The organism is Pseudomonadota bacterium (assembly GCA_016195085.1).
Classification (GTDB): domain Bacteria; phylum Pseudomonadota; class Alphaproteobacteria; order SHVZ01; family SHVZ01; genus JACQAG01.
On record JACQAG010000022.1, the window covers coordinates 126,732 to 152,232 of the forward strand.

The window sequence follows — 25,501 nt, forward strand, 5'->3', positions numbered from 1 at the left end:
TTTTCATCCATGTCTCAGTCGAAGGCGGCGATGAAGTCCGAGACGTCGTCGCCGAGGAGCGTGAGATGGTCGCGCATGGCCTGATGGGCGCGCTCGCAGTCATGGGCGAAGATCGCGTTCATCACCTCCTCATGCTCGCAGATGGTGTCGGCGATGCGCCCAGGCATATAGGTAACGCGGCGACGGTAGGCGCCGATGCGGTTGCGCAACGCCCGGGTCTGTTCGGCCACGTATTCGTTCCTCGATGCCTCGTAGATCGCCTCGTGGAACGCCACGTTCACGTCGTAGAATCGATCGGGATCGTCGGTTTCGGCGGATTCCTGCAGTTTCCGATGGATTTCTTCGATTTTGGCCCGCTGCTCGCTGGTGAGACGGCGCGCGGCTAGACGCGCGCAAAGGCCTTCGAGCTCGGCCATGACTTGGAACATTTCGATCAGCCTATTGACGCCGATCGAGCGGACGATCACCCCCTGTCGCCCGCGCAGCTCTACGAGCCCACTCGCCGCAAGCAGCCTGAACGCCTCGCGCACCGGCGTGCGCGAGACACCGCAGCGCGATGCGATCTCCTGCTCGTCGAGACGCGCGCCCGGCGCCAGCTTGCCGTCGACGATCTCGCGCTCGAGACGCCGATGCAGGTCATCGGCCAGGGTCTTGCCTGCCTGTTCTTTAGGCAGAGCCGGTGCCATGGAGGGTTTTTTCAAGGCATTCATAATACATCATCTCGATTATTGTATAACAAAGGCGAGGCATGTACCATAGTCGTGTGCACGGGGAGCCCACGGAAACCATGAGCTCCCGTGCATCCCAGTGCCAGCCGGGGCGGCAGATGCACCCGGCGCGGCATGCGGGTTGCGTTGCTCGCGTCGTCGGGGACGATGGATTTTCCGAGGTACCGGATGGATCGGCGGCAGCTGTGTTTCGTCGGAATGGCCGAAAGCGCCATGAAATGACCGCGGCTCATCTGCGGGCGCGCCGGCCTCAGACCATCGATCCGGCCGAGTGGGAAGCGCGCGTCGCACTCGCGGCCTGCTATCGCCTGGTGGCCAAGCTCGGCATGGACGATCTCATCTACAATCACATCTCTGCCCGGGTCCCCGGCCGTGACGCGCAATTCCTGATCAACCCCTATGGTTTGTTGTTCGAGGAGATCACCGCCTCGAGCCTGGTCAGGATCGACACCAAGGGCTGCAAGCTCGACGATTCCCCCCATGATGTGAATGTCGCCGCCTTCGTCATCCATGGCGCCGTTCATGCCGGCAGGGCGGATGCCGGCTGCGTCCTCCATACCCATTCCGACGCCAGCGTCGCCGTTTCAGCGCAACCCGACGGGCTCCTGCCGCTCAGCCAGTTCGCCATGCGCTTCTATCGCCGCCAGGCCTTCCACGACTATGAGGGGGTGGCGATCGATCTCGATGAGCAGCAACGGCTGGTCAGCGATCTCGGCTCCCACAAGGTGATGTTGATGCGCAATCACGGCATCCTCACCGTCGGCCGCACGCCGGGCGAAGCCTTCATGCTTCTCTACTACTTCGAACGCGCCGCCGGCATCCAGCTGGCGATGCAGGCGGCCGCCGCTTCCGGCGTCCCGCCGATCCAGCCTTCGCATGGAGTTTGCGAGCGAGCGGCCCGGCAATTCTGGGAAAACCAGGGCGACATCCGCGTGCCCGGCGAGCGGGAATGGCCGGCGTTGCTGCGTCAGCTCGATCGTCTCGATGCCTCGTACCGGAGCTGATCGGTGCCGCAAGCCTCCCTGCCGCCCCATACCGAGGGGAACCCGTTCCCTCTACCGGCGAGAGCCCTCGCGGCGAATCCAGCGCAACACCGAAGTGTGGAAGGAGATGATCGAGAGATGAAGATCCAGACGATGCTACTCGCCCTGTCGCTCACATCGGCGCTGACGTTTCCGGCCGCCGTTGCTGAGGCGCAAGATGCCACCTCGTGCAAGACCGGCATCGTGCAGCTGACCGGTCTGCGCTCCCAGGGCAACGCACCCTATGCGAATGTCATCGAGGCTTGGCAGAAGGCAAATCCCTGCGCCAAGGTGGAATTCACCGAGGTGCCCTTCAGCCAGCTCGCGGACAAGATCAGCGTGCTCGCCGCATCCGACAATCCTCCGGACGTGCTGGTCTATGACGGACCGAACACGCAGTCCTATGCCGCCGCCGGCATCCTGCTCGCCCTCGACCCGTATCTGCCTGCCGGATTCAAGGACGACGTGCTGCCCGCGACCCTGGCGGAGCACTCCTATCAGGGCAAGGTCTACTCCCCCGGCATGGAGCAGACCACCATCGGTCTCTACTACAACAAGACGCTGACCGACGCGGCCGGGATCACGCCGCCGCCGACGCTGGCGACCGCGTGGACCTGGAGCCAGGCGATCGAGGCCTTCAAGAAATGCCAGCAGGGACCGGCGGACAATCCCACGGTATGGGGCCTGGGGCCGACGCGGTTCGGCAATGGCCAGCCCGGGATCGTCTACCGCGACCTCCTGTTCCAGCGCAGCGCCGGCGATCCGAAGGCGGATCCAAAGAGCTCACTCTACAAGACCTACTGGGCGCAATCCCCGGACGCAAAGGAGGTCGACGGCTGGCTCAACACGCCGGAGGCGATTGCCGCCCTCAAGATCTACAGCGACATCTTCAACGTCTACAAGGTCGCGCCCAAGACGGGCATTCCCAACGCCTTCATCGACGGCAAGGCCTGTTTCTATATCGACACACCCGCCGTCGGCAACGCGCTCTTGAAGGATCCGAAGATTCAATGGGGGATCACGCCGTTTCCCTATTTCAAGACGCCGATCGTGCATACCGGCAGCACCACCCTCGGTGCCACCCAGAAGAGCAAGCATCCCGAGGTCGCCGCCAAGTTCGTCGTCGATATGAGCTCGGGCGAGTACCTGACCGAGATCCTGCGGCAGCGCGGCAATCTGCCGACCCTGCGCTCGCTCAATGCCAAGTTCCCGGTGTTCGAGCAGTATCCCATGAAGCTGTTCCGCGACCAGCTCGAGCAGTGGGGCCAACCGCGGCCGCCATCGCCGAAATTCGCCGAGTATGACAAGCTGGTGAGCGATGCGCTGAAGGACATCGCCCTCGGCTCCGATCCCAAGGAGCGCATGGATGCGGCGGTCCGGCGCCTCGGCCCGATCCTCAGGCGCTGAGGCGCTTGCGGCCGGATGCGGACGGTGGATGTAGCGCCGGAGACACGGCGCGACCGGCATCAGCGTGGCTCGATCCTGCCCTGGCGCCAGCCCGGGCAGGGCGCCCGCAACGTCATGGCCGCGAGCCTGTTCCTGGCGCCTTTTCTCATCCTCCTGCTGCTATTCCAGTATGTGCCGCTGGCGCTGATGACGAGGAACAGCCTCTACAGCTATTCGCTGCTGAATCCGGCCGCTTCGAGCTTTGTCGGAATGCAGAACTACCTCGATATTATTAGCGACCCGGACGCCCGAGGCTCGTTCCTCACCACGCTCCTGTTCGCCGCCGGCGTGGTTGCGACCGTGGTGCCCGCCGGTCTCTCCTTGGCGCTGATCCTCGACACCGAGCTCCCGGCGCGGGCGTTGATCCGCACCATCATCCTCGTGCCGGTGGTGAGTTCCGCCGTCGTGGTGGCGACGATTTGGACCTTCCTCCTCGATCCCGCGAACGGGCTCATCAACGGCTTGTTGGCGTGGATCCGGCTCGGTCCCTATGGCTTTCTCACCGACAGATCCCTGGCGCTGCCGGCCTTGGTCGTCATGACGCTCTGGCAGCAGGTGGGCTTCGCGGCGATCTTGTTCCTGGCCGGCCTGCAGGCGATTCCAGTGGAGCTGGGCGAGGCGGCGTTGGTCGACGGGGCGACGAAGCCGCAAAGGTTCTGGCACGTGACCCTTCCGCTGCTGGCGCGCACCACGCTTTTCGTCGTGGTGATCATGACGGTGTTCTCGCTGCAGGCCTTCGCTCCGGCTCTGATCATGACCTCCGGCGGTCCGCAAGCCAGCACCAACTTCATCGTCTACGAAATCTACCAGCTGGCATTCGCGCTGCACGACGCAGGCTATGCCTCGGCGTTGTCGGTCGTGCTGCTGCTGGCCGTGCTGCTCGTCAGTATTGTGCAGATGGGCATCTTGCGGGTGCGCTGGAACTATTGAGCTGGGCAGAATGATCTCGACCCGCCTCGAAGAGACGCTTCGTCATGGCATCGGCTGGGTGATCTCCGGCCTCATCGTACTGGCCATCGGAGGGGTGTTTCTGCTGCCCTATCTCTGGGTGGCCGCGTCATCCTTCAAATCGCAGTTCGACATCTTCAGCGACATTTCACCGCTGCAGTGGAGCGCCTTCCTGCCGACCAAGCCGACGACGGCCAACTACTTCAGCCTCATGCAGCGCCGCCCCATCCTCGGGGCGCTCCTGAATTCGGCCGCGGTTTCCCTCTGCCAAGTGGTGCTCACCCTGATGCTCTGCTCGATGGCGGCCTACGCACTGACCCGTATCGGCTTCCGCGGCGCCAATGTCGTGTTCGTGCTGATCCTCGTTACCTTCCTCTTGCCGATCGAAGCCTTGATGGTGCCGCTCTATCAGGTCGTGTCCGGCTTCGGCCTGCAGGACACGCTGGTCGGCGTTCTCATCCCCTGGATCGCCAGTCCGTTCGGGCTCTTTCAGCTGCGCCAGGCCTTCGAGGAGCTGCCGAAGGAGCTCGAGGACGCGGCCCGGATCGACGGCGCCGGCCATGTTCGGATCTTTCTCAGCATCATCCTGCCGAATGTGAAGGCGCCGCTCGCCACCTTGGCGCTGGTGACCTTCCTGTTTTCCTGGAACAGCTTCCTGTGGCCCCTGGTGATCGTCCAGTCGCCGAAGCGCCAGCTCATTCAGGTGGCGATCGCCCAGTCGGTCTCGCCCGGAGAGTTTCCGAACTGGGGCGAGACCTTCGCCGGCGCCACTCTAGCGACCGTGCCGCTGCTCCTGCTGTTCCTCTTCCTGCAGAAGTATTTCGTGCGCGGCATGGTCATGAGCGGCATCAAGGGCTGAACCTCTGCGCCGCGGCTAAAACGCAATCTCCGCCGGTGCCTGCGGCACGCTCGCCCAGAATTCGGCGTCGTGGCCGAAGAAAATGCGGGCGCCGCCGGCCTCGAGTGCTGCCAGCTTGTCCAAGGAGCGCATCATCTCGGCGTGGTCGTGGGCGCGGGGCGGCAGCCTGCGCTCGCGCAAGGTGCGGCAGAAATAGCAGGCGTCCGCCGCCAGCACGACCTCGCCCTTCTCCAGCCTGACCTTGAGCGATTGATGGCCCGGCGTGTGGCCATAGGTCGGCAGGCAGACGACCCGCCCGTCGCCGAAGAGGTCGTGCTCGCCGTCGATCTTCATGAGCTTGTGGCCGAGATCGAAGTCCCGCCGGTTGAAGCCGCGCTGGGCGGCGATGTCAGGGTCCATGCCGGCTTCCCATTCGCGCTTCTGCACCACCACCGTCGCGTTGGGGATGAGCGCGTTGCCGCCGACATGGTCGAAATGCAGATGCGAATTGACGATGAAATCGATCTTCGCCGGATCTTGCCCGATCGATTTGAGGCGGCCGCTCACTTCGTCGCCCGGCTGGTAGTCGAACTTGAAGAGCTGGCCGATGCGGGGGCCGGCGCGGCCCGCCGGATCGTGCTGGCAATCGGGGTGCATGCCGGTGTCGAACAGCACTGTGCCCTTCTCGTGCCGGATCAGATAGGCGGGGATCGGCAGCTCGACCTCGCCCTCGCCGTCCTGCATGAGGTCGCCGAGCTTGCCCGTGAGCCGTCCCAAAGTGAATGCCGAGAGCTTCATGATGCCATCCAGGCAAGGTGTTGGCGGGGATCGCCGCCGAGTATAGGGGGCGTTCGACCCCGGTCAACGTCCTGCCGACCGAGACTCACCGCCCGGGTTGGATCTCCACGCCGCGGCTCCCGAAGGTGCCGGCGAACGCGGCTGCGGCCGCAGCTTTGGCGTCGACGGCGCGACGGCCGATCGCCGCGGCGGCGTCGGTGATCGCTGCCAGCGACAAGCTTCTTGGTGCCGGCGGCGAAACCGGGCGCAGCGCGACCGGGATCGATTCCGCCGCCGAGGTCGCGATCGATGGGCCATAGAGGTACCAGCCATACTCGTTGGCGGCGTAGATGGCCGCATCCACCACATTGCTGAGGGCGGCGAAGCCGATCGTGGCCGACACGCTGCCGGTGAACACATAGACCAATGCCAGATTGCGCGCGGTGCTGACCAGCCGGTAGACCAGCACTTTCTCGACCCCGACCTCCATCGCGATGGTCGGCGACTCCTGCATCGACGGGCCGTAGAGGTTCCAGACGACCTCGTGCGCGTAGTAGGCCGCCGCCGCCGTGGTCACGTTCACAGCGGTGAACAGCCCGGCCCCCGCGGGCGTCCCTCCCAGAACGAAAGTGTAGAGAGGGATGTCGGCGGCGTTGGCGACGAGCTCGTAGGTGATCGTTTTGTAGAGCGAATAGGTCCACACCGACATGGGTGCGTCTGCGGCCGCGCTCGATCTGCCGGCGAGGATGGCGAGCAGCAAGGCGATGCCCCCGGCCAGACGGCGAATTCGGGGGATGGCGACGACGATGGCCGCGTCGTTGCTGGTCGCGGATCGAACGTCGATCCGGGTCCGGTTCACATGAGCCAGTAGGTGATCGCTCCCGCGCCGACGATGGCGGCGATCAGCTTGAAGGCGCCGCTTCGCCAGAGGTGGCGGTAGCGGAGACCCGGGCCGTGCCGGTTGTCATTGGCCGAAGGCGCGCGCTGACCGCCGCCAAGGCGTGGGAAACGGCTTTCCGCTCCCGCTCCACCGGCTCCGGAGGCGGCTCCGCCCCGATCCTTGGTCCGGCGTCTATCCACGCTTCTCGATCGGCACGTATTTGCGCTTGGTGTAGCCGGTATAGAGCTGGCGGGGCCGGCCGATCTTCTGCTGCGGGTCCTCGATCATCTCGTTCCACTGGGCAACCCAGCCCACGGTGCGGGCGAGCGCGAAAATGGCGGTGAACATGCTGACGGGAATGCTCATCGCCTTGAGGATGATGCCCGAGTAGAAGTCGACGTTGGGATAGAGCTTCTTCGAGACGAAGTAATCGTCCTTGAGGGCGACGCGCTCCAGCTCCATTGCGAGCTCGAGGAGCGGATCGTTCTTGTGCCCCAGCGCCTCCAAGACCTCGTAGCAGGTCTTGCGCATGATTGCGGCGCGGGGATCGTAGTTCTTATAGACCCGGTGGCCGAAGCCCATGAGGCGCACGCCGCCATCCTTCGTCTTCACCCGCCGGATGAAGTCGGGGACCTTGTCCTTGGCTCCGATCTCGCCCAGCATGTTGAGCACGGCTTCGTTGGCGCCGCCATGGGCCGGACCCCAGAGCGAGGCGATGCCGGCGGCGATGCAGGCAAACGGATTGGCGCCGGACGAGCCGGCGAGCCTGACGGTCGAAGTCGAGGCATTCTGCTCGTGGTCGGCGTGCAGGATGAAGATCCGGTCCATGGCGCGGGCGAGGACCGGGTTCACCTTGTACTCCTCGGCCGGCACCGCAAACATCATGCGCAGGAAGTTCTCGGCGTAGCCCAGATTGTTCTGCGGATAGATGAAGGGCTGCCCGACCGAGTATTTGAAGGCCATGGCGGCGATGGTCGGCATCTTGGCGATGAGCCGATGCGAGGCGACGATGCGCTGGCGCGAGTCGTGGATGTCGGTCGAGTCGTGGTAGAAGGCCGCCATCGCGCCGACCACGCCGCACATCATCGCCATTGGGTGCGAGTCCCGGCGGAATCCCCGCCAGAATTGCGCCATCTGCTCATGCACCATGGTGTGGTGGGTGATGTCGTGGGAGAACGTCGCCTTCTGTGCTTTGGTCGGCAGCTCGCCGTGGAGGATCAGGTAGGCGACCTCGATGTAGTCGCTCTTCTCCGCCAGCTCCTCGATCGGATAGCCCCGGTGCAGGAGCACGCCCGCATCGCCGTCGATATAGGTGATCTTCGACTCGCAGCTGCCGGTCGAGGTGTAGCCCGGGTCGTAGGTGAAATACCCGGTGTCGCTATAGAGCTTGCGCACATCGATGACGCGCGGGCCGGTGGTCCCATCCAGGATCGGCAGCTCGTAGGTCTTGCCGCTCGCCGGATCGCTGAGCGTCGCTTGCTGTTGGTTGGACTTAGCTTTCGCGACAGCGGGCTTGGCCATGGCCGTGTTTCCCCATGTTGTGCGTTGCACCAAGGATAGAACTGGCCGAGATGCCTGGCAAATCCCCTGAAAATGCGCCGGAACAACATGAGGGAGGGGCGCTGCCGGTTCGGCCGCGCTAGGCGGCTGCCTGTTGCACGTCGGCCAGCCGGGCGAGGCTTTCCTCCCGGCCGAGCACGGCCATGACTTCGAAGAGGCTGGGCGAAGCAATCGACCCGGTCAGCGCCGCGCGCAACGGCTGGGCGGCCTGGCCAATCTTCATTCCCTCCGTCTCGGCGAAGCTGCGCACGACCCGCTCCAGCTCCGCCTCCTCCCATTGCGTCACCGCCGCCAGCACGGTCGCCAAGCGCGCCAGCAGCGCGCGGGCTTCCGGGATCAAAAGCGAGGCCGCCTTCTGGCTGAGGACGAGCGGGCGTGGGGACACGTAGAAGGCGGACGCGTCGGCCAGCTCGTTCAGCGTCTTCCAGCGCTGCTTCAGGCTGGCCATGCCCCGGCGCAGACGCTGCCGGCGAACCTCGTCGAGCCCGCGCCCGCCTCCGGTCAGACGCTGTTCGACCAGGAGCGCCAGGCGCTCGTCCTCCGCGTGGCGGAGATAGTGGCCGTTGATGGAGTCGAGCTTCGCCAGATCGAAGCGCGCCGGCGACCGGCCGACGCTGGGGAGATCGAACCAGCGAATGGCATCCTCGGTCGAGATGGTCTCTTCATCGCCATGGGACCAGCCGAGCCTGAGGAGGTAATTCCGCATCGCCTCGGGCAGGTAGCCCAGCTCGCCATAGGCATCGAGAGCAGTCGCCCCGTGGCGCTTCGACAGCTTCGAGCCGTCAAGCCCCAGAATGAGCGGGAGGTGGGCGAACTCCGGCACATGCCAGCCGCAGGCGCGGTAGAGCTGCAGCTGGCGGAAGGCGTTGTTCAAATGATCGGCGCCGCGGATGACGTGGGTGATGCCCATGTCGTGGTCGTCGACCACGACCGAGAGCATGTAGGTGGGCGTGCCGTCGCTCCGAAGCAGCACCATATCGTCGAGCTGGTCGTTGGCGACGGTGACCTGGCCCTGCACCCGGTCCTCGACCGCGGTCTCGCCTTCCTGGGGGGCTCGGAGCCGGATCGTCGGGGCCACCCCCGGCGGCGCTTCCTTGGGGTCGCGGTCGCGCCAGGTGCCGTCATAGCGCGCCGAGCGCCCTTCGGCCTTCGCCTTCTCGCGCATTGCCGCCAGCTCCTCTTGCGTGCAATAGCAGCGATAGGCCTTGCCGTCGGTGAGCAACGCGCGCGCGACCTCGGCGTGGCGCTGGGCGCGGGCGAACTGCATCACCACCTCGCCGTCCCAATCGAGCTCCAGCCATTTCAGCCCATCGACGATCTTCTTGATCGCCGCCTCGGTCGAGCGGGCCCGATCGGTGTCCTCGATGCGCAAACGGAACGTGCCGCCGTGGTGCCTGGCGAAGAGCCAATTGAACAGCGCCGTACGGGCGCCGCCGATATGCAGATAACCCGTGGGCGAGGGGGCGAAACGAGCGACGACGGTCATGGTCCTGGCGACTTGCTGATGGAGCGCTCACGCGAAAGCGGAGCTTGCCATAGCACATTCGACCATGTCGGTGCAGCCGCCCATGTGGACGCCCAACCGGCCGACCTCACGATGCCATGACGACCGGAAGCGCGGCGTCCCCGCGCCGCTTAGGCTACTACTGGTAGCGGCGAATGAGGCCGACCAGACGACCCTGCACCTTGACGCGGTCCGGACCGAAGATCCGGGTCTCGTAGGTCTTGTTGGCCGGCTCGAGGGCGACCGAGGCGCCCTTGCGTCGGAGCCGCTTCAAGGTCACCTCGTTGTCGTCGACGAGAGCGATGACGATGGTGCCGTTCTCCGCCGTGTCGCAGCGCCTGACCACCACCGTGTCGCCATCCTGGATTGCGGCATCGATCATCGAGTCGCCGGCAACCTGAAGGGCATAGTGCTCGCCGCCGGCGAGCAGGCTCGCGGGCACATCGACTTGGCTCGAATTGTCTCGCAGCGCCTCGATCGGCGTACCGGCTGCGATCTTGCCGTAAAGCGGCAACTGCACGGTTCCGGCCTCCGCCGCCACCGTCGCACCGGGCATGGCGCCGGTAAAGTTGCCGGGAATGACGTTGGGGGCGAAGCCGCGGGCGCGGGCTAGCTCGCGCGGCGGCGCGGCAACAGCTTCGGGCAGGCGCAGGACTTCGAGCGCGCGGGCGCGGTGGGGCAGGCGGCGAATGAAGCCGCGCTCCTCCAGACCGGTAATCAAACGGTGAATGCCAGACTTCGATTTCAACCCAAGAGCGTCTTTCATCTCATCGAAGGAAGGCGACACACCATTGTCGTTGAGCCGCTGATTGATGAATGTGAGCAGCTCGTATTGTTTGCGTGTCAGCATCTGCCACCCCCGTTCGCCGCAACCACTACATATAGAACAAATGCGCAACCGTTGCGCATGTTCTAGTTTAGTTCTGGGGATGATGTCAAGGGGGCGAACCCCCGCGTGCGGTCCTCAAAAGCCGGCCCGGCCGGACGGGAAGGTAAGGATTTCCACCGCCGCACCGGCCACCAGCGTCGGATCCAGGGGCGGGCGCACCACCAGGCAATCCGCCCGCACCATGAGCGAGAGCATGGAGGAATCCTGCTTCTCGAAGGGTGTCACCAAGAGGGCACCACCATCCCCATGGGCAAGGGTCGAGCGCAGGTAGTCCTGGCGGCGGTCGTTCGCCGGGAGCGCGCGGGTGAGGCGGGCGGTGGCGGTGGGCTGGGCCGTTTCCTTCAGGCCCATGAGCCGGTCGAGCGCCGGCTTCAGGAAAACCAGGCTGCAGACCAAGGTGGAGACGGGATTGCCCGGCAGGCCCAAGACCGGAACCCGGCCCATGCGGCCCCACATCAAGGGCTTGCCGGGGCGCATGGCGATCTTCCAGAAGTCGACCGCCAATCCCTTTTGACCGAGGGCTTGCTGAACGAGATCGTGGTCGCCCACGGACGCGCCACCGGTGGTGATGAGGAGATCGGCACCGGCGGCGTGGGCGGCGCGATCGACCAGGCTCTCGATCGTGTCGGCGGCGATGCCGAGCGAGATCGGCATCGCTCCCAAGGCCGCGATGAGGGCGGCAAGGGCAAAGCCGTTGGAGCTGACGATCTGGTTCGGGCCGAGGGGATCGCCGGGCCGCACCACCTCGTCTCCGGTGGCGAGGATCGCCACCTGCGGTCGGCGCCGGACCCTGAGCCAAGGCACGTTCATGGCGGCGGCGAGACCCACATCGCGGGCGCTCATGACGCGGCCGGCGGCAAGCCCGATTTCGCCCGCGCGGAAATCGAGCCCGGCCGGCCGGACGTAGCGGCCCTTGGGCGCGCTTTCGCCGACCACCACCGCCTCGCCCTCGCGCTTGGTGTCTTCCTGGATCACGATCGCATCGGCGCCGGTGGGCAAGGGCGCGCCGGTGAAGATACGGACCGCCTCGCGCTCGCCCACGGCGCCCGCGAAGCTGGCGCCGGCCGGTATGGCACCGACCACCTTGAGCCGGGCCGGAACGGTGGCGACGTCGGCGGCGCGCACGGCATAGCCGTCCATGGCCGAAACCGGCCATGGCGGCTGCGTCACCCGCGCCCGCACATCCTCCGCCAGCACCCGGCCGAGCGCCTCGGCGACGCCCACCTCTTCGACCCCGACGGGCTCGAGCCCGTCGAGGAGGCGCCGAAGCGCTTCGGCGACCGGGATCATGGCGCCGTCCACACTCCTGACTTGCCGCCGCTCTTGTGGGTGAGCCGGATGTCGGTGATGCGCATGCCGCGATCGATCGCCTTGCACATGTCGTAGATGGTGAGTGCCGCGACGCTGACGGCGGTCAGTGCTTCCATCTCGACGCCGGTGCGGCCCCTGAGCTTGCAGGTGGCGGTGATGTCGACGGCGGCCCGCGCTTCTTCGTAAGTGAACTCGATCGTCACCGACTCGAGGCCCAGCGGGTGACAGAGCGGAATGAGATCCGCCGTCTTCTTCGCCGCCATGATCCCGGCCAGACGCGCCGCCGCCAAGACGTCGCCCTTCGGTACGCCGCCATCGATGATCTGCTGCAAGGTCTCGGGCCGCATGAGCACGCTGCCCCGCGCCACCGCAACCCGGGCGGTCTCGCTCTTGGCCGAGACGTCGACCATGGCGGCGCGTCCTTCGGCATCGAGATGGGTCAAGCGGCTCATGCGCGAACCGTCTCGGCCGCGATCGGCGCCAGCAGGGCGCGGGTCGCTCGCTCGACATCGCTCTGGCGCATCAGGGACTCGCCGACGAGAAAGGAGCGCACGCCGACGGCCGCGAGCCGCGCCAGATCGGCCGGACCCTCGAGCCCGCTCTCGGCGACGACAAGCCGATCCGCCGGCACCTTCGGCGCCAGGGTCGCGGCCGTGGCGAGATCGACCTTGAGGGTCTTCAGGTCGCGGTTGTTGATTCCGATGAGCTTTGCCGGCAAGGCCAGGGCTCGATCGAGCTCGCCGGCATCATGAACCTCGACCAGCACGTCCATGCCGAGCCCGTGGGCGCTGGCGACCAGTGCCGCGGCCATGCGGTCGTCCACCGCCGCCATGATGACGAGCACGCAATCGGCTCCGAGCGCCCTCGACTCGACGATCTGATAAGGGTCGATCATGAAATCCTTGCGCAGCACCGGCAGCTCCACCGCCGCCCGCGCCTCGACCAGATAACGGTCCTCGCCTTGGAAATAGGGCGCGTCGGTCAGCACCGAAAGACAGGCGGCACCGCCAGTTTGATAGGCGCGGGCCAGACTCGGCGGATCGAAATCGGCACGGATGAGGCCCTTGCTGGGCGAAGCGCGCTTGATCTCGGCAATGAGGCCGTAGCCGGAGGCGGTCGCCCCCCGCAGGCGCTCGGCGAAGCCCCGGGGAGTTGGGGCTCCCTCGGCGCGGCGCTGCTGCTCGGCGGCGGAGACGCGCGCCTTGGCGGCGGCAACGTGCTTCGCCTTGTCGCGGCAGATACGGTCGAGCACGTCGCTCATGGCTTGGCCGCACCGGAATTGGTGATGGCGACCAGGCGCCCCAAGGTCGCACGGGCCCGTCCTTCGTCGATGGCCTTTGCTGCCAGTAACGCCCCTTCCTTCAATGTCGCCGCCTTGCCGGCGACGATCAACGCCGCCGCGCTGTTGAGGACAACGATGTCGCGATAGGCGCCGGGCATGCCGGCCAGAACGCCGGTGAGTGCGGCGGCATTGCCGGCGGCATCCGAACCCTTGAGCTGCTCGGGCTTGGCTCTGGGCAAGCCCGCATCCTCGGGCGTGATCTCGAAGCGGGTCACCCGCCCGCCCCTGAGCTCGGCGACAAGCGTCGGCCCGGTCGTGGTGATCTCGTCGATCCCATCCGAGCCATGGACGACCCAGGCGCATTCCGATCCGAGCGCCTGCAGCACGTCGGCGATCGGTCCGACCCACTCGCGGGCGAACACGCCCAAGAGCTGGCGCTTGGCGCCGGCCGGGTTGGAGAGGGGGCCGAGCAGATTGAAGACGGTGCGGGTGCCGAGCTCGACCCGGGTGGGGGCGACGTTGCGCATGGCGGCATGGTGGCGCGGCGCCATCATGAAGCCGATGCCCACTTCGAAGAGGGCTTGGCGCACGAGGCCGATATCGGCATCGATGTTGACGCCGAGCGCGGTCAAGACATCGGCCGAACCCGCTCTGGAGGAGAGCGCCCGGTTGCCATGCTTGGCCACCGGCACACCCAAGGAGGCGACCACCAGGGCGGCGGCGGTCGACACGTTGAAAGTGCCCGAGGCATCGCCGCCGGTGCCGCAGGTGTCGATGGCGCCCAGGGGAGCCTCGACCTTGAGCGCCTTGGCCCGCATTGCCCTGGCGGCGCCGGCAATCTCCTCGACGGTCTCGCCGCGCACCCGAAGCGCCATCAAGAAGCCGCCCATCTGCGCCGGCGTGGCGTTGCCGGACATCATGATCTCGAAGGCAGCCTCCGCCTCGGCGCCGGTGAGACGCTGGCCGGAAGCGGCTTTGGCGATGAGCGGCTTCAGATCGACGGATGCTTCGGTCATGCCGCTCGACGCCGGGGCTGGGTCACGGCCAGGAAGTTGCCGAGCAGCGTGTGACCATGCTCGGAGGCGATGCTCTCCGGATGGAACTGCACGCCGTAGATCGGCGCTTGATGATGCTGCAATCCCATGATCAGCCCGTCATCGGTCTCGGCGGTCACGCGCAAGGTGTTGGGAAGGCTCGCGCGCTCGACGATCAGCGAGTGGTAGCGCGTGCCCTGGAATTCATTCGCAATGCCTTGGAACAGGCCGCTCGCGTCATGGCGAACCTTGGAAACCTTGCCGTGCATAGGCAAGGGCGCCCGCACCACCTTGCCGCCGAAGGCCTGGCCGATCGCCTGGTGGCCGAGGCAGACGCCGAGGATGGGCACCTGGTCCGCGGCGGCGCGAATGAGGGCAAGGCAGATTCCGGCGCGGTCGGGATCGCAGGGGCCCGGGGAGAGGACGATGCCCTGCGGCCGCTTGGCGAGCGCCGCATCGACGCTGATTGCGTCGTTGCGCACCACCTCGACCTCGGCCCCGAGCTCGCCCAGGAAGTGCCAGAGATTGTAAGTGAAGCTGTCGTAGTTATCGATCAGCAGGAGCATCGGCGTCGCTTGGCAGTGGTCTCGTGGAGACAGGCTCGGCGTGGGCGCCGCCTTATAGCAAGTCCCCTCTTCGCGTGAAAGCCGAGGCGCCGGATCCGGTCCGCCATGAGCATTTTGTGACCTAGCTTGGAGCCGGCAGCGAACCACTATATATTGCGTCTGCTGTCAACGGCCTGCGGAGGCATTGCGCGTGGCCTCTCGGAAAGCACGCCGGCGACGCTCCTCACGAACCCCCGCTCACCAAAGGTCCACCCGCCAGGCTTCGCGGCCCGGCTGGCTCGCCCGGAGCTTCGGCTCGTTCGTGGGGGGCAACCGGTCCTGGGTGGTGGCTGCCGCCTCGGTGTTTGCGATCGGGGTGGGTCTGGGGATGGCGATGACCGGCTGGCAGGGGAAGCCCCCGCCGATCCCAACGGCCGCGGATCCCTCCGGCCCGCCGCCGGAATATTCCGCCCGCGACCGCCGCGCGCTCGACCGATTGATGGCCTCGGCGGCCGAGCAGCCGATCTACCGCGCCCCGCCTTATCGACCCGGTGCGGTGGCGTCCCGCGCCCCGGCGCTCGCGAGCCCGCCCGCGCCGGCGCTGCAACCGAGCCCGCCGGTCACAGCACCCCCGGCCGTGCCTGCACCAATGCAGCGCGTGAGGCCGACGCTGCCGCCGCCGCCGGCACTGTCATCGCTCCCGCCGCCGCCCCTCGACCAGGGCCAGCCCTGGCGTCGCTATGCCGTTGCGGTGCCGCCGCCGGATGATCGGCCGATGATTGCCGTCGTCATCGATGATGCCGGGGTCGATCGCGCGCGCACTCAGCAGGCGATCCGGTTGCGGGCACCCCTCACCATCGCCTTCCTGCCCTACGCCCAGGACTTGAAGGCGCAGACCGAGGCGGCGCATGCGGCCGGCCACGAGCTGATGGTGCATGTGCCGATGGAGCCCTTCGGGGAGTATCACGATCCGGGTCCGAACGTGCTCTTGGTCAAGCAGTCGCGCACCGAGCTTCTGCACCGCCTGGTGCGGGATCTGGAGAGCTTCCAGGGCTATGTCGGCATCAACAATCACATGGGAAGCCGCTTCACCAGCAATGCGGAAACCATGGGGCCGGTCGCCGCCGAGCTCAAGCGCCGGGGCCTGCTATTCCTCGATTCCCGCACGACCGCCCAGAGCGTCGCCTTCCAGGTCGCGGTCGAGCACGGGGTCCCGAGTGCCGTTCGCGACGTCTTCCTCGACAACGAGGACAGGAGCGATGCGGTCCTGCGGCGGCTGGCGGAGCTGGAGCAGATCGCCCGGCGGCAGGGTCACGCGATCGCCATCGGCCATCCGCGCGAGGTGACCCTGGCCGAGCTCGAGCAATGGCTGCTCGGCGTCGAGACACGAGGCTTCCGCCTGGTGCCGGTGAGCGCCGTCGTCATGTCCCGGATCATGGTCGCCGGCGAGCTGGGCGACCGCCGCTGAGAGAGCGGGGACGGCCCTGGATCACGCGTTCGTAGGCGATGCTGCTGCCGGGCAGGCTTGCGCGGCTTCGCGGAGCAAGCGCATACTTTTCAGGCCGTCGGAGGGAAATCCAAAAAAGCCAAGATGCGCCTGCGCGGCTCGAGCCGGGACGCTGACCCCTGAGGAGACATCGATGCGCCATCTGACCGCAACCGTGTTTGGCGCCGTCGCAGGCGCGCTGGCAGCGAGTACGATCCTACTCGGCGGCGCCGATGCGAAGACGTTCCGCACGGCGCTCCGGGCCGATCCGGCCATGATCGACCCGATCACCAATTCCGAGATCGTCGCCGGCGACATTCTGAAGAACGTCTATGAGAGCTTCACCAGCGTATCGGGCGAGGGCAAGGTTTCGCCGGCGCTGGCGACGAGCTGGGAGACGATCGACAACGGCAACGGCTTCCGCTTCCACCTGCGCAAGGGCGTCAAGTTCCACAGCGGCCGCGAGCTCTCCGCCAAGGACGTGAAGTTCACCTTCGAGACCATGCTGACGCCCAGCATGAAGGGCGGATCGGCGGTTGTTTATCTGAAGAACGTCAAGGGCGCGCAGGAAATGCTGGACGGTAAGGCCAAGGATGCTCCCGGCATCGTCGTGATCGACGACAACACCGTCGACATCCATCTTGCGGTCAAGGACGTGCTCTTCCCGATCTACCCCTTCCTCATCATGGATTCCGCCGTCATGGCGGAGCAGGGGCCGGAATGGTTCAACAAGGTCTCCGCCGGCACCGGCCCGTTCAAATCGATCGCCTGGAAACGCGGTGTGTCGGTGACCTTGGAGGCGCATAAGGCCTATTGGGGTGGTGCTCCGACCGTCGACGGCGTGTCGATGCCGATCGTTCCCTCGAGCGACACCGCCTTGTCGATGTACGATGCCGGCGACATCGACTTCCTCTACGTGCCCGAGAACATTGTCAGCCGCGTCCTCGGCGATCCCCGCTACAAGGCCGAGCTCATCGAGTCGCCGCGGGCGCAAGCGCGCTATCTCGGCATGAACCAGAGCCTCTATGCGCCCTTCAAGGACAAGCGGGTGCGCGAGGCGATCTCGCTGTCGATCGATCGCCCAGGCATGATCAAAGGCCTCTACAAGGGCGCGGCGTTCCAGCTCAACGGCCAGATCACCCCGGGCGTGGCCGGCTTCGATCCGAAGAACGTGCCGCCGCTCAAATTCGATCCCGAGCGCGCGAAGAAGCTGCTGGTCGAGGCTGGGCTGCCGGGCGGCAAGGGCATGCCTCCGGTCGACATCCAGTCGACCGAGATCTTCAAGGACGAGATCACCTACTACGCCAACCAGCTGAAGCGCGTGCTCGGCATGGAGGTGAACGTCAAGATCGTCGAGCGCGGCACCCACATCAAGCAGATGAATGCCGGCGAGGTCGCCTTCTTCCCCTGGGGCTGGACGGCGGATTATCCCGACGGCCTCTACTATCTCTCGCAGATGTGGTACGGGCCCAGTCCCTACAATCGGGCCCGCTACAAGAACCCCGACTATGATCGGCTCATCGAAAAGGCGCAGGCCACCGCCGCCGACGCCGAGCGCTACAAGATCTACCACGAAGCCGAACGGGTGCTGATGGCGGATTGGGCGACGGCACCGCTGCCGATCCCCGCCGTCGTGGCCCTGCGCAAGCCCAACGTCAAGAACGTGACGGTGACGCCCTTCGGCTATTCGCCGTTCAACAAGATCCAGATCAATTGATCGGGCACCGACGGAAGCTCGTGCCGTGCCTCAGACGTTCTGTCCGCCTTTTTCGTCATGCCCGGACTTGATCCGGGCATCCGTCGTATTCGTGAGCAGGCTTAAGAAGCAGAGGGCATCCAACGGCTTCTGGGGCGACCGCGCGTACGATGGATTGCCGAGTCAAGCCCGGCAATGACGATTGAGGAACACGGAAAGCGCGTCGGGGCGATCGCACTAGTCGCGACTTAAGGTGCTGCGCTACGCCACGCGTCGCTTGATCGGGCTCATCCCGGTGCTGCTGGCCGCGATCATATTGACCTTCGCGGCCAACCAGCTCATTCCGGGCGACCCGATCACGATCATGTTGAGCGATCAGTCGGCGAATAAGGAGCTGGCCGACCGCCTGCGCGCCCAGTACGGACTCACGCTCCCGGTCTGGCAGCAATTCGTCAACTACATCCTCTCCATCCTGCACGGCGACTTCGGATTGTCATTCCGCTTCGTCGGCGCGCATGTCGTCGATGTGATCTGGGACGGGCTGATGATCAGCCCGGTGCTCGCTCTCGCTGCCACCGCCTTGGCCGTGCCAACTGGCGTGGTGGTCGGCATCTTTGCGGCGCTGCGACGCAATCGTCGAGCCGACACGGCGGTGATCCTCGCGCTCGTTGCCGGTATTTCCATTCCTAATTTCGCCATGGCTGCCTATCTCGTGTACCTCTTCAGCGTCAAACTTGCGGTGCTGCCGGTGGCCGGGTGGGGCAGGCTCGACCAGGCCGTGCTTCCGGTGCTGGTCCTGGCGCTTCAGCCGGCTGCGCAAATCGGCCGCCTGTCGCGCACCTATATGCTGGAGGTCCTTGGACAGGATTACATTCGAACCGCCCGGGCAAAGGGACTGCGCGAGCGCCTCGTTGTCTACCGCCACGCCTTGCGCAACACGCTCGTGCCCTTGCTGACGACGATTGGCATCATATTTGGCACGCTGTTGTCGGCTAGTTTCGTCATCGAGACCATTTTCAACATTCCAGGCCTGGGACGCCTTGCCATACAGTCCGTGTTCGCTCGCGACTATCCGGTGACAACGGCAATCGTGCTGTTGTTCACCTTCTTCTACACCATGGTCAATCTCGTCGTGGATCTGCTCTACGGTCTGATCGATCCGCGCATCCGCCTTGGTGGTGGGCAATCGTGACACTGGCAAGCCTGCCTACGGCCGATGCGGGGGCCAAGTCGGCCTTGCCTGTGCTCACCTCGCGATCGGAGTTCTGGATTCGCTTCCGGCGCAATCGGAACGCAGTGGCGGGTTCCGTGCTGGTGGCTCTCGTCATCCTCGTGGCCTTGTTCGCCGACCAGCTGGCGCCGCATAGCTACGAGGACACCGACCTGCTCTCGGTGTGGGCCGAGCCTTCGGCCGACCAGTGGCTCGGCGGCGACTCGCTCGGCCGCGATGTGCTGAGCCGGCTCATCTTAGGCGCGCGGGTGTCGCTGGTCGTCGCCTTCTCGGTGCTGGCGATTACGCTCTCGGTGGGCATTCTCTTGGGCATGATCGCCGGATATTTCGGCGGCTGGCTCGACTCCCTCATCATGCGCACGGTCGACATCGTCTTCGCCTTTCCCGATATCGTGTTCGCTATCCTGATCGCAGCCGTCATGGGGCCGGGCGTCTTGACCGTCATCGCAGCGCTCTCGCTCGTCTGGTGGCCGGGTGTCGCCCGGCTCACGCGGTCCTTGGTGCTGGGGCTGAAGACCGAGCTCTATGTCGACGCGGCGATCGCCTGCGGCACCAGGCCGTTCACCATCCTGTTCCGCCATTTGCTGCCCAATATCGTGGCGCCGCTCATCGTGCGCGCCTCGATCGGTGTCGGCTTCATCATCATGGCGGAGGCAACGCTCTCCTTTCTCGGCATCGGCGTGCAGGAGCCGACGCCGAGCTGGGGCGGCATGATCCGCGACGGCATTCTGCGCCTGCGCACCGAGCCATATCTCGGGCTCTCGGCCTCGACGGCGCTGGCGCTGACCATCATCGGCTTCAATCTCTTGGGTGACGGGCTGCGCGACCTCTTGGACCCGCGCGTCCGCGATCGCTGATGGTCAGCCTCTTGGAGGTCAGTGATCTTGCCGTGTCGTTCCAGGCGCTCGACCGGCGCTTGACCGTGGTGGATGGCATCTCCTTTCGGTTGGCGCCAGGGGAGGTCTTGGGTGTCGTGGGTGAGAGCGGCTCCGGCAAGTCGGTGACGGCGCTGTCGATCATGCGTCTGCTGGGCGAGCAAGGCGCCATCGACCGCGGACGGGTCGAGCTGGACGGCCGCGATCTCACCCGCCTCTCCGAGCAGGAGATGCTGAGTGTCCGCGGGCAGGCGGTTTCGATGATCTTTCAGGAGCCGATGACCAGCCTCAATCCCGTCTACACCGTGGGCCTCCAGATCGCCGAGACCTTGGTCGAGCATCTCGGCATCGGCTGGACCGAGGCGCGGGCCCGCGCGGTCGAGCTCATGGGCGAGGTCGGCATCCCGGCGCCCGCGGAGCGGCTCGGTCAGTATCCGCACCAGCTGTCGGGCGGCATGCGCCAGCGGGTTATGGTGGCGATTGCGATCGCCTGCTCGCCGCTTCTCCTCATCGCCGACGAGCCGACGACCGCGCTCGACGTCACCATCCAGGCGCAGATCCTCGAGCTCATGCGCAGGCTCCGCGACAAGACCGGTGCGGCGATCATGATGATCACCCACGATCTCGGCGTCATCGCCGACATCGCCGACCGCGTCATCGTCATGTATGCGGGCCAGATCGTCGAAGAGGCTTCGGTTGCCGATCTTTTCGAGCGTCCGCAGCATCCCTATACGCGGCTGCTTCTCCGCTCCGTGCCGTTGGCGACGGCGAAGCGGCAGCGTCTGGAGGCGATCGCGGGCGCCACACCCTCGCCCAGGCAGTTTCCGAGCGGCTGCCGATTTCACCCGCGCTGCCCGGATGCGGTCGAACGCTGCCGATCGGAGATGCCGGTCCTCGAACGGACGAGTGCGGCCGGCGGTGTCCGCTGCTGGCGCGCGGGCGAGCCAGGCCTCCTTTCCGGGAGGCCGTCGTGAGCGCGAAGCTGCTCAGCGTCGAAGGCTTGTCCAAGGATTTTTCCGTGGCCGCTTCCGGGTTTGCAGCGCCACGTCGGCTGCGAGCGGTCGAAGACGTCAATTTCGATCTGTCGCCGGGGGAGACCCTCGGCTGCGTCGGGGAGAGCGGCTGCGGCAAGACCACGCTTGGCCGTATGATCCTGAGATTGGTCGAGCCATCGGCCGGCCGGATTCGGTTCGATGGACGGGACATCACGCGCCTCGCCGAGGCCGAGATGCGCCCGCTGCGTCGCCACCTGCAGGTGGTCTTTCAAGATCCCTTCTCCTCGCTCAACCCCAGGCTTCGCGTTCGCGACATCATCGCCGAGCCGCTGCAGAACTTCGGTCTCGATCGCCCAGCGATCGATCGGCGCGTGGCCGAGGTGATGGAGATCGTCGGATTGGCGCCCGAGTATGCCAGCCGGTATCCGCACGCATTCTCCGGCGGTCAACGCCAGCGGATCGGCATCGCCCGGGCGCTGGCGCTGACCCCAAAGCTGATCGTCTGCGACGAAGCGGTCTCCGCGCTCGACGTGTCCATTCAAGCGCAGATTCTCAACCTCCTCGGCGACATTCAGCGACAGTTCGGGCTCTCGCTCTTGTTCATCTCCCACAACCTCGCGGTGGTTCGGCATGTGAGCCATCGCATCGCGGTCATGTATCTGGGCCGGCTGGTCGAGCTCGCGAGCGAGGAGGCGCTGTTCGAGCGGCCGCTCCATCCCTATACCACGGCGCTCATCGGCGCGGTTCCCGAACCCGATCCGAAGCGCCGCGGAAAAAGGCAGATCTTGCAGGGGGAGATGCCGAGCCCGCTCGATCCGCCGACCGGCTGCGCCTTTCGCACGCGATGTCCGAAAGCGGAGCCCAAGTGCCGCGAGCTCGTCCCGGAGTTTCGCGAGGTCGAGTCTGGACGCTGGGTTCGCTGCCATTTTCCGGGATAGCCATTTTTCGAGATAGACTGGGATCGAGGGGGACGATGATCTTCGAGCGAACCAACTACTATGCGAAGCCGGGCCGAGAAGCGGCCGTGCTCGCCACGCGGCGCAAGGCGAACGCCGTGCGCGTGGCGCTGGGGCTGCCGGCCGGCTCCATCTACCTCAAGGCCGGAGGCGAGGGGCCGGATGTGAGCTGGGAATGCGAGTTCGCCGATGCCGCGACGCACCAAGCCGATTTGAAGGCCCGGGCGGAGAGCGCCGAGTTCGAGCGCGTACGCAGCGAGATGCGGGAGGCCATCGCCCGCTTCGAGCGCCATCTGGAGTCACGCGATGCGGACTTGAGCGGCCGCGTCGGTGCCCGGACGTTGGCGGGGCTGCCGATCGTGCCTCGGGAGCTCGCCTTCCAAAGCGGCGGGCTGACACTCAAGGGCTTCCTCTACATGCCGCCAGGCACCGGGCCGTTTCCTTGCATGATCCGCAACCACGGCAGCGGCATCCAGCAGGGCAGCACGGATATATCGCGCCCCGGCACCGCAAGCTGGCTCTTGAGCTGGGGGATTGCTTCGTTCCTGCCGCATCGCCGCGGCTACGGCAATTCGCCCGGTACACCCTGGCGCCAGGATTGCTCGGCGGAGTTCGGCACGCCGGAATATGACGAGCAGATCGCCAGGCGCCTCGACGGGGAGAGTGACGACGTGTTGGCGGCGCTGGACTTCGTCGAGACCCTGCCGGAGATCGAGCGCGACCGCATCGGCGTGATGGGGAGCTCGTTCGGCGGCGTCAACACCCTGCTGGCCGCGGCCAAATCGGATCGCTTTCGCTGCGGCATCGATTTCGCCGGCGCGGCGATGAACTGGGATCGAACGCCGCAGCTGCGCCGGCTCATGCTCGCCGCCGCGCATCGCCTCACCCGGCCCATGTTCTTCATCCAGGCGGCCAGCGATTACAGCATCCGCCCGACGATCGAATTGGCCGCAGCCCTGGCCGGCAGCGGCAAGGTGATCGAGTCCAGGATCTATCCCGACTATGGGATCAACCGCGACGAAGGGCACTTGTTCGAGAGCACCGGCCAGCTGCTCTGGGCGCCCGATGTGCGGCGCTTCCTGGAACGCTGGCTATGAGCAAGGCGCGAAGCGGTGCCGCGCCGGGCGCGTGGTTGGAGGATCTCACCTGGCCCGAGGCGCAGAAGCGGTTCCGCGCCGGCGCCGTCGTCGTCGTTCCCATCGGCGCCCGCTCGAAGGAGCATGGCCATCACTTGCCGCTGAAGACGGATTATCTCTTGGCACGCGAGCTCGGCCGACGGGTGGCCGCGGCGCTGCCGGTGGTGGTGGCGCCGGTCATCGACTTCGGCTACTACCCCGCCTTCATCAACTATCCCGGAAGCCAGCATCTTCGTGCCGAGACCTTCGTTGCGCTGGTCAAGGATCTCATCGGCAATCTGATCGACCATGGCGTGACGCGGATCGCGATCATCAATACGGGGGTGTCAACAGAGGCGCCTTTGCGGATCGTGCAGCGCGACATCCTGGTCGAATGCAAAGTGCGCGTCGCCTGCGCCGATATTCGCGGTCTCGGCCGGGCGACGAGCAACCTCATGCGGCAGAAGCTGGGCGGGCATGGCGATGAGCATGAAACCTCGATGATCCTCGCGATCGAGCCAGGCTCGGTGAAGATGGCGTTGGCGCGCCCCGACTACGGCAATATGCTGAAGGCGCCGCAGACCGTTTTCGTGCAACCCAGCACCTTCGGGGGCAATCCCGATTCCGGCATCGACTACAGCCTGACCGGCGTGCGCGGCGATCCGAGCCTCGCCACCGTCGCCAAGGGCCGCAAGATCCTGGACGCCATGGCGGGCGAGCTGGTTGCGGGCATTCGCGCGCTGTTTCCCGAAGCCTTCGCGGCGGTCAAGGCCGCCGCCGGCGCGGCACCAAGGCGCCGTCGAGGTTCGAAGCGATGACGCAAGGACCGCGCTCTTGGGATGAGACCGTCGATGTCGTGATCGTCGGTTTCGGATATGCCGGCGGCATTGCCGCGATCGAGGCGGCCGATGCCGGGGCGGAGGTGCTGCTCGTCGAGAAAATGCCGGATCCCGGCGGCATTTCGGTGTGCTCGGCAGGCGGCGTGCGCCTGGCGCTGGATGCCGACGAGGCGTTGGCCTATCTCAAGGCGACCAATGCCGGCACCACGCCCGATGCGGTGCTGGCGGTGCTCGCTCGCGGCATGACGATGGTCGCCGACCAGTTGCGGTGCTTGGCCGGCGTCAGCGGCGCCACCGTCGGCATCCGCGAGGCGGTGGGCAACTACCCCTTTCCCGGCGTCGACACCTTCGGCTTCGCCACCATCGACGAGCTCCCGGGTTTCGATGCCGAGAAGGCATTTCCGCAGGTCAGGGGCTCGATCTTCGGAGCGCGCCTGTTCAAGGTCGTCGCCGACAACGTGGCTGAGCGCCGCCGCATCTCGGTGCGCCTTGCCACGCCGGCGAAGCGTTTGGTGCGCGACGGCGATGGGGCGGTCCTGGGGGTGGTGCTGGATGGGCCATCGGGCGAGCGCCATGTGGCGGCGCGCCGCGCCGTCGTGCTCGCGACCGGCGGCTTCGAGGCCGATGGGGCGATGCAGGCGCAGTTCTGGCAGATCAAGCCGGTGCTCTCGGCTGCATTCCGCGGCAATACCGGCGACGGTATCCGCATGGCTCAAGCGGTCGGCGCCGGTCTATGGCACATGTGGCATTTCCACGGCTCTTATGGTTTCCGCCATCCCGATCCCGGCTATCCATTCGGCATTCGCACCAAACGACTGCCGGATTGGCTCCCGGGCAAGGGGCCCCGCGGTGATGTCCGCATGGCCTGGATCATGGTCGATCAGACCGGGCGACGCTTCGCCAACGAATACCACCCCTACCTGCAGGATACCGGCCACCGCCCGATGGAGGCGTTCGACCCGGAGATCATGCGGTTTCCGCGCATTCCCGCCTTCATGATCGTCGATGACGCCGGTCGCAGGCTCTACCCCTTAGGGGCGCCGACCTATAACGACCGGGGCGTTCGGATGAGCTGGAGCCGAGACAACGAGGCCGAGGTCGCCCTGGGCCTCATTGGCCGCGCCGCCTCGGTGGCCGCTGTCGCAGGGGCGATCAAAGTGTCCGAGGCGGCGCTCGCCGATACGCTGGAACGCTGGAACCGCGCCTGTCGAGACGGGCACGATCCGGAATTCGGCCGGGCCGCCAGCACCATGGTGCCGATCGCCACGCCGCCATTCTACTACGCGCCGATGTGGCCCATCGTCTCCAACACCCAAGGTGGGCCGGTGCACGACGCGCGTCAGCGCGTGTTGGACGCCTTCGGTCAAGTCATTCCGAAGCTCTATGCCGCCGGCGAGCTCGGCAGTGTGTTTGGCCATCTCTACATGTCCGGGGGAAACCTTGCCGAATGCTTTATCGGCGGCGCAATCGCCGGTCGTGAAGCCGCAGCCGAGAGCCCGGTCGGGGAGAGGGCAGCGGCGGACTAAGGCCTCATACTTTCGTCT

Annotated in this window: 25 protein-coding genes; 13 read left to right on the forward strand and 12 right to left on the reverse strand. The window is 66.1% G+C overall.

All coding sequences use genetic code 11. The annotated features are described in order from the left end of the window. Positions 1-14: 14 nt before the first annotated feature. Positions 15-710, reverse strand: coding sequence for a GntR family transcriptional regulator (locus HY058_06340; GenBank protein MBI3496903.1), 696 nt, complete (start codon positions 708-710; stop codon positions 15-17). 236 nt (positions 711-946) lie between these two features. On the opposite strand from HY058_06340, the gene HY058_06345 reads away from it, so the two are divergent. The 4 genes from HY058_06345 to HY058_06360 all read left to right on the forward strand — a co-directional run bounded on the left by HY058_06345 (position 947) and on the right by HY058_06360 (position 5,003). Further along, complete coding sequence (locus HY058_06345) at positions 947-1,732, forward strand: class II aldolase/adducin family protein (protein ID MBI3496904.1); 786 nt, start codon at positions 947-949, stop codon at positions 1,730-1,732. 117 nt (positions 1,733-1,849) lie between these two features. Beyond that, complete coding sequence (locus HY058_06350) at positions 1,850-3,157, forward strand: sugar ABC transporter substrate-binding protein (protein MBI3496905.1); 1,308 nt, start codon at positions 1,850-1,852, stop codon at positions 3,155-3,157. 15 nt (positions 3,158-3,172) lie between these two features. Next, complete coding sequence (locus HY058_06355) at positions 3,173-4,126, forward strand: sugar ABC transporter permease (GenBank protein MBI3496906.1); 954 nt, start codon at positions 3,173-3,175, stop codon at positions 4,124-4,126. Positions 4,127-4,136: 10 nt separating this feature from the next. Continuing rightward, on the forward strand, positions 4,137-5,003 hold the full coding sequence (locus tag HY058_06360; GenBank protein ID MBI3496907.1) for a carbohydrate ABC transporter permease: 867 nt from the start codon (positions 4,137-4,139) through the stop codon (positions 5,001-5,003). A gap of 15 nt (positions 5,004-5,018) precedes the next feature. On the opposite strand, the gene HY058_06365 is transcribed toward HY058_06360, so the two are convergent. The 11 genes from HY058_06365 to HY058_06415 all read right to left on the reverse strand — a co-directional run bounded on the left by HY058_06365 (position 5,019) and on the right by HY058_06415 (position 14,785). Beyond that, positions 5,019-5,780, reverse strand: a complete 762-nt coding sequence (locus HY058_06365; protein ID MBI3496908.1) for an N-acyl homoserine lactonase family protein — start codon at positions 5,778-5,780, stop codon at positions 5,019-5,021. 85 nt (positions 5,781-5,865) lie between these two features. Further along, positions 5,866-6,618 (reverse strand): DUF2061 domain-containing protein, encoded by a 753-nt coding sequence (locus HY058_06370; protein MBI3496909.1) that lies wholly within the window; start codon positions 6,616-6,618, stop codon positions 5,866-5,868. Continuing rightward, positions 6,615-6,839: a hypothetical protein gene (locus HY058_06375; GenBank protein ID MBI3496910.1), complete on the reverse strand. Its 225-nt coding sequence runs from the start codon at positions 6,837-6,839 to the stop codon at positions 6,615-6,617. Before HY058_06375 ends, HY058_06370 begins: the two co-directional genes overlap by 4 nt. Next, positions 6,832-8,160, reverse strand: a complete 1,329-nt coding sequence (gene gltA / locus HY058_06380) for a citrate (Si)-synthase (protein ID MBI3496911.1) — start codon at positions 8,158-8,160, stop codon at positions 6,832-6,834. Before gltA ends, HY058_06375 begins: the two co-directional genes overlap by 8 nt. 118 nt (positions 8,161-8,278) lie before the next feature. Then, positions 8,279-9,685, reverse strand: coding sequence for a glutamate--tRNA ligase (locus HY058_06385; protein ID MBI3496912.1), 1,407 nt, complete (start codon positions 9,683-9,685; stop codon positions 8,279-8,281). Between the two features lie 157 nt (positions 9,686-9,842). Then, positions 9,843-10,553, reverse strand: coding sequence for a transcriptional repressor LexA (gene lexA / locus HY058_06390; protein ID MBI3496913.1), 711 nt, complete (start codon positions 10,551-10,553; stop codon positions 9,843-9,845). Between the two features lie 114 nt (positions 10,554-10,667). After that, positions 10,668-11,882, reverse strand: coding sequence for a molybdopterin molybdotransferase MoeA (locus tag HY058_06395; GenBank protein MBI3496914.1), 1,215 nt, complete (start codon positions 11,880-11,882; stop codon positions 10,668-10,670). After that, positions 11,879-12,355 carry a cyclic pyranopterin monophosphate synthase MoaC gene (gene moaC, locus HY058_06400; protein ID MBI3496915.1) on the reverse strand — a complete coding sequence of 159 codons (477 nt, stop codon included), beginning with the start codon at positions 12,353-12,355 and terminating at the stop codon, positions 11,879-11,881. Before moaC ends, HY058_06395 begins: the two co-directional genes overlap by 4 nt. Next, complete coding sequence (trpC, locus tag HY058_06405; GenBank protein MBI3496916.1) at positions 12,352-13,164, reverse strand: indole-3-glycerol phosphate synthase TrpC; 813 nt, start codon at positions 13,162-13,164, stop codon at positions 12,352-12,354. The genes moaC and trpC overlap by 4 nt, the downstream gene beginning before the upstream one ends. Beyond that, complete coding sequence (gene trpD / locus HY058_06410; GenBank protein MBI3496917.1) at positions 13,161-14,201, reverse strand: anthranilate phosphoribosyltransferase; 1,041 nt, start codon at positions 14,199-14,201, stop codon at positions 13,161-13,163. Before trpD ends, trpC begins: the two co-directional genes overlap by 4 nt. Further along, the gene (locus HY058_06415) at positions 14,198-14,785 is read right to left on the reverse strand and encodes an aminodeoxychorismate/anthranilate synthase component II (GenBank protein ID MBI3496918.1); all 588 of its coding nucleotides are present in this window, start codon (positions 14,783-14,785) and stop codon (positions 14,198-14,200) included. The genes trpD and HY058_06415 overlap by 4 nt, the downstream gene beginning before the upstream one ends. A gap of 301 nt (positions 14,786-15,086) precedes the next feature. Between HY058_06415 and HY058_06420 the strand changes: the two genes are divergently transcribed. From HY058_06420 to HY058_06460, 9 genes are all read left to right on the forward strand, one after another. Next, on the forward strand, positions 15,087-16,232 hold the full coding sequence (locus tag HY058_06420) for a divergent polysaccharide deacetylase family protein (GenBank protein ID MBI3496919.1): 1,146 nt from the start codon (positions 15,087-15,089) through the stop codon (positions 16,230-16,232). A 172-nt stretch (positions 16,233-16,404) separates the two neighbouring features. After that, on the forward strand, positions 16,405-17,967 hold the full coding sequence (locus tag HY058_06425) for an ABC transporter substrate-binding protein (GenBank protein MBI3496920.1): 1,563 nt from the start codon (positions 16,405-16,407) through the stop codon (positions 17,965-17,967). A gap of 232 nt (positions 17,968-18,199) precedes the next feature. Further along, complete coding sequence (locus HY058_06430) at positions 18,200-19,138, forward strand: ABC transporter permease (protein MBI3496921.1); 939 nt, start codon at positions 18,200-18,202, stop codon at positions 19,136-19,138. Positions 19,139-19,182: 44 nt separating this feature from the next. Further along, complete coding sequence (locus HY058_06435; GenBank protein MBI3496922.1) at positions 19,183-20,034, forward strand: ABC transporter permease; 852 nt, start codon at positions 19,183-19,185, stop codon at positions 20,032-20,034. Next, positions 20,034-21,026 (forward strand): ABC transporter ATP-binding protein, encoded by a 993-nt coding sequence (locus HY058_06440; protein MBI3496923.1) that lies wholly within the window; start codon positions 20,034-20,036, stop codon positions 21,024-21,026. The genes HY058_06435 and HY058_06440 overlap by 1 nt, the downstream gene beginning before the upstream one ends. Further along, positions 21,023-21,985: an ATP-binding cassette domain-containing protein gene (locus tag HY058_06445; GenBank protein ID MBI3496924.1), complete on the forward strand. Its 963-nt coding sequence runs from the start codon at positions 21,023-21,025 to the stop codon at positions 21,983-21,985. The genes HY058_06440 and HY058_06445 overlap by 4 nt, the downstream gene beginning before the upstream one ends. 35 nt (positions 21,986-22,020) lie before the next feature. Then, the gene (locus tag HY058_06450) at positions 22,021-23,100 is read left to right on the forward strand and encodes a prolyl oligopeptidase family serine peptidase (protein ID MBI3496925.1); all 1,080 of its coding nucleotides are present in this window, start codon (positions 22,021-22,023) and stop codon (positions 23,098-23,100) included. Next, positions 23,097-23,936: a creatininase family protein gene (locus HY058_06455; protein ID MBI3496926.1), complete on the forward strand. Its 840-nt coding sequence runs from the start codon at positions 23,097-23,099 to the stop codon at positions 23,934-23,936. The genes HY058_06450 and HY058_06455 overlap by 4 nt, the downstream gene beginning before the upstream one ends. Continuing rightward, the gene (locus HY058_06460) at positions 23,933-25,483 is read left to right on the forward strand and encodes an FAD-binding protein (GenBank protein MBI3496927.1); all 1,551 of its coding nucleotides are present in this window, start codon (positions 23,933-23,935) and stop codon (positions 25,481-25,483) included. Before HY058_06455 ends, HY058_06460 begins: the two co-directional genes overlap by 4 nt. The last annotated feature ends 18 nt before the right edge of the window (positions 25,484-25,501 follow it).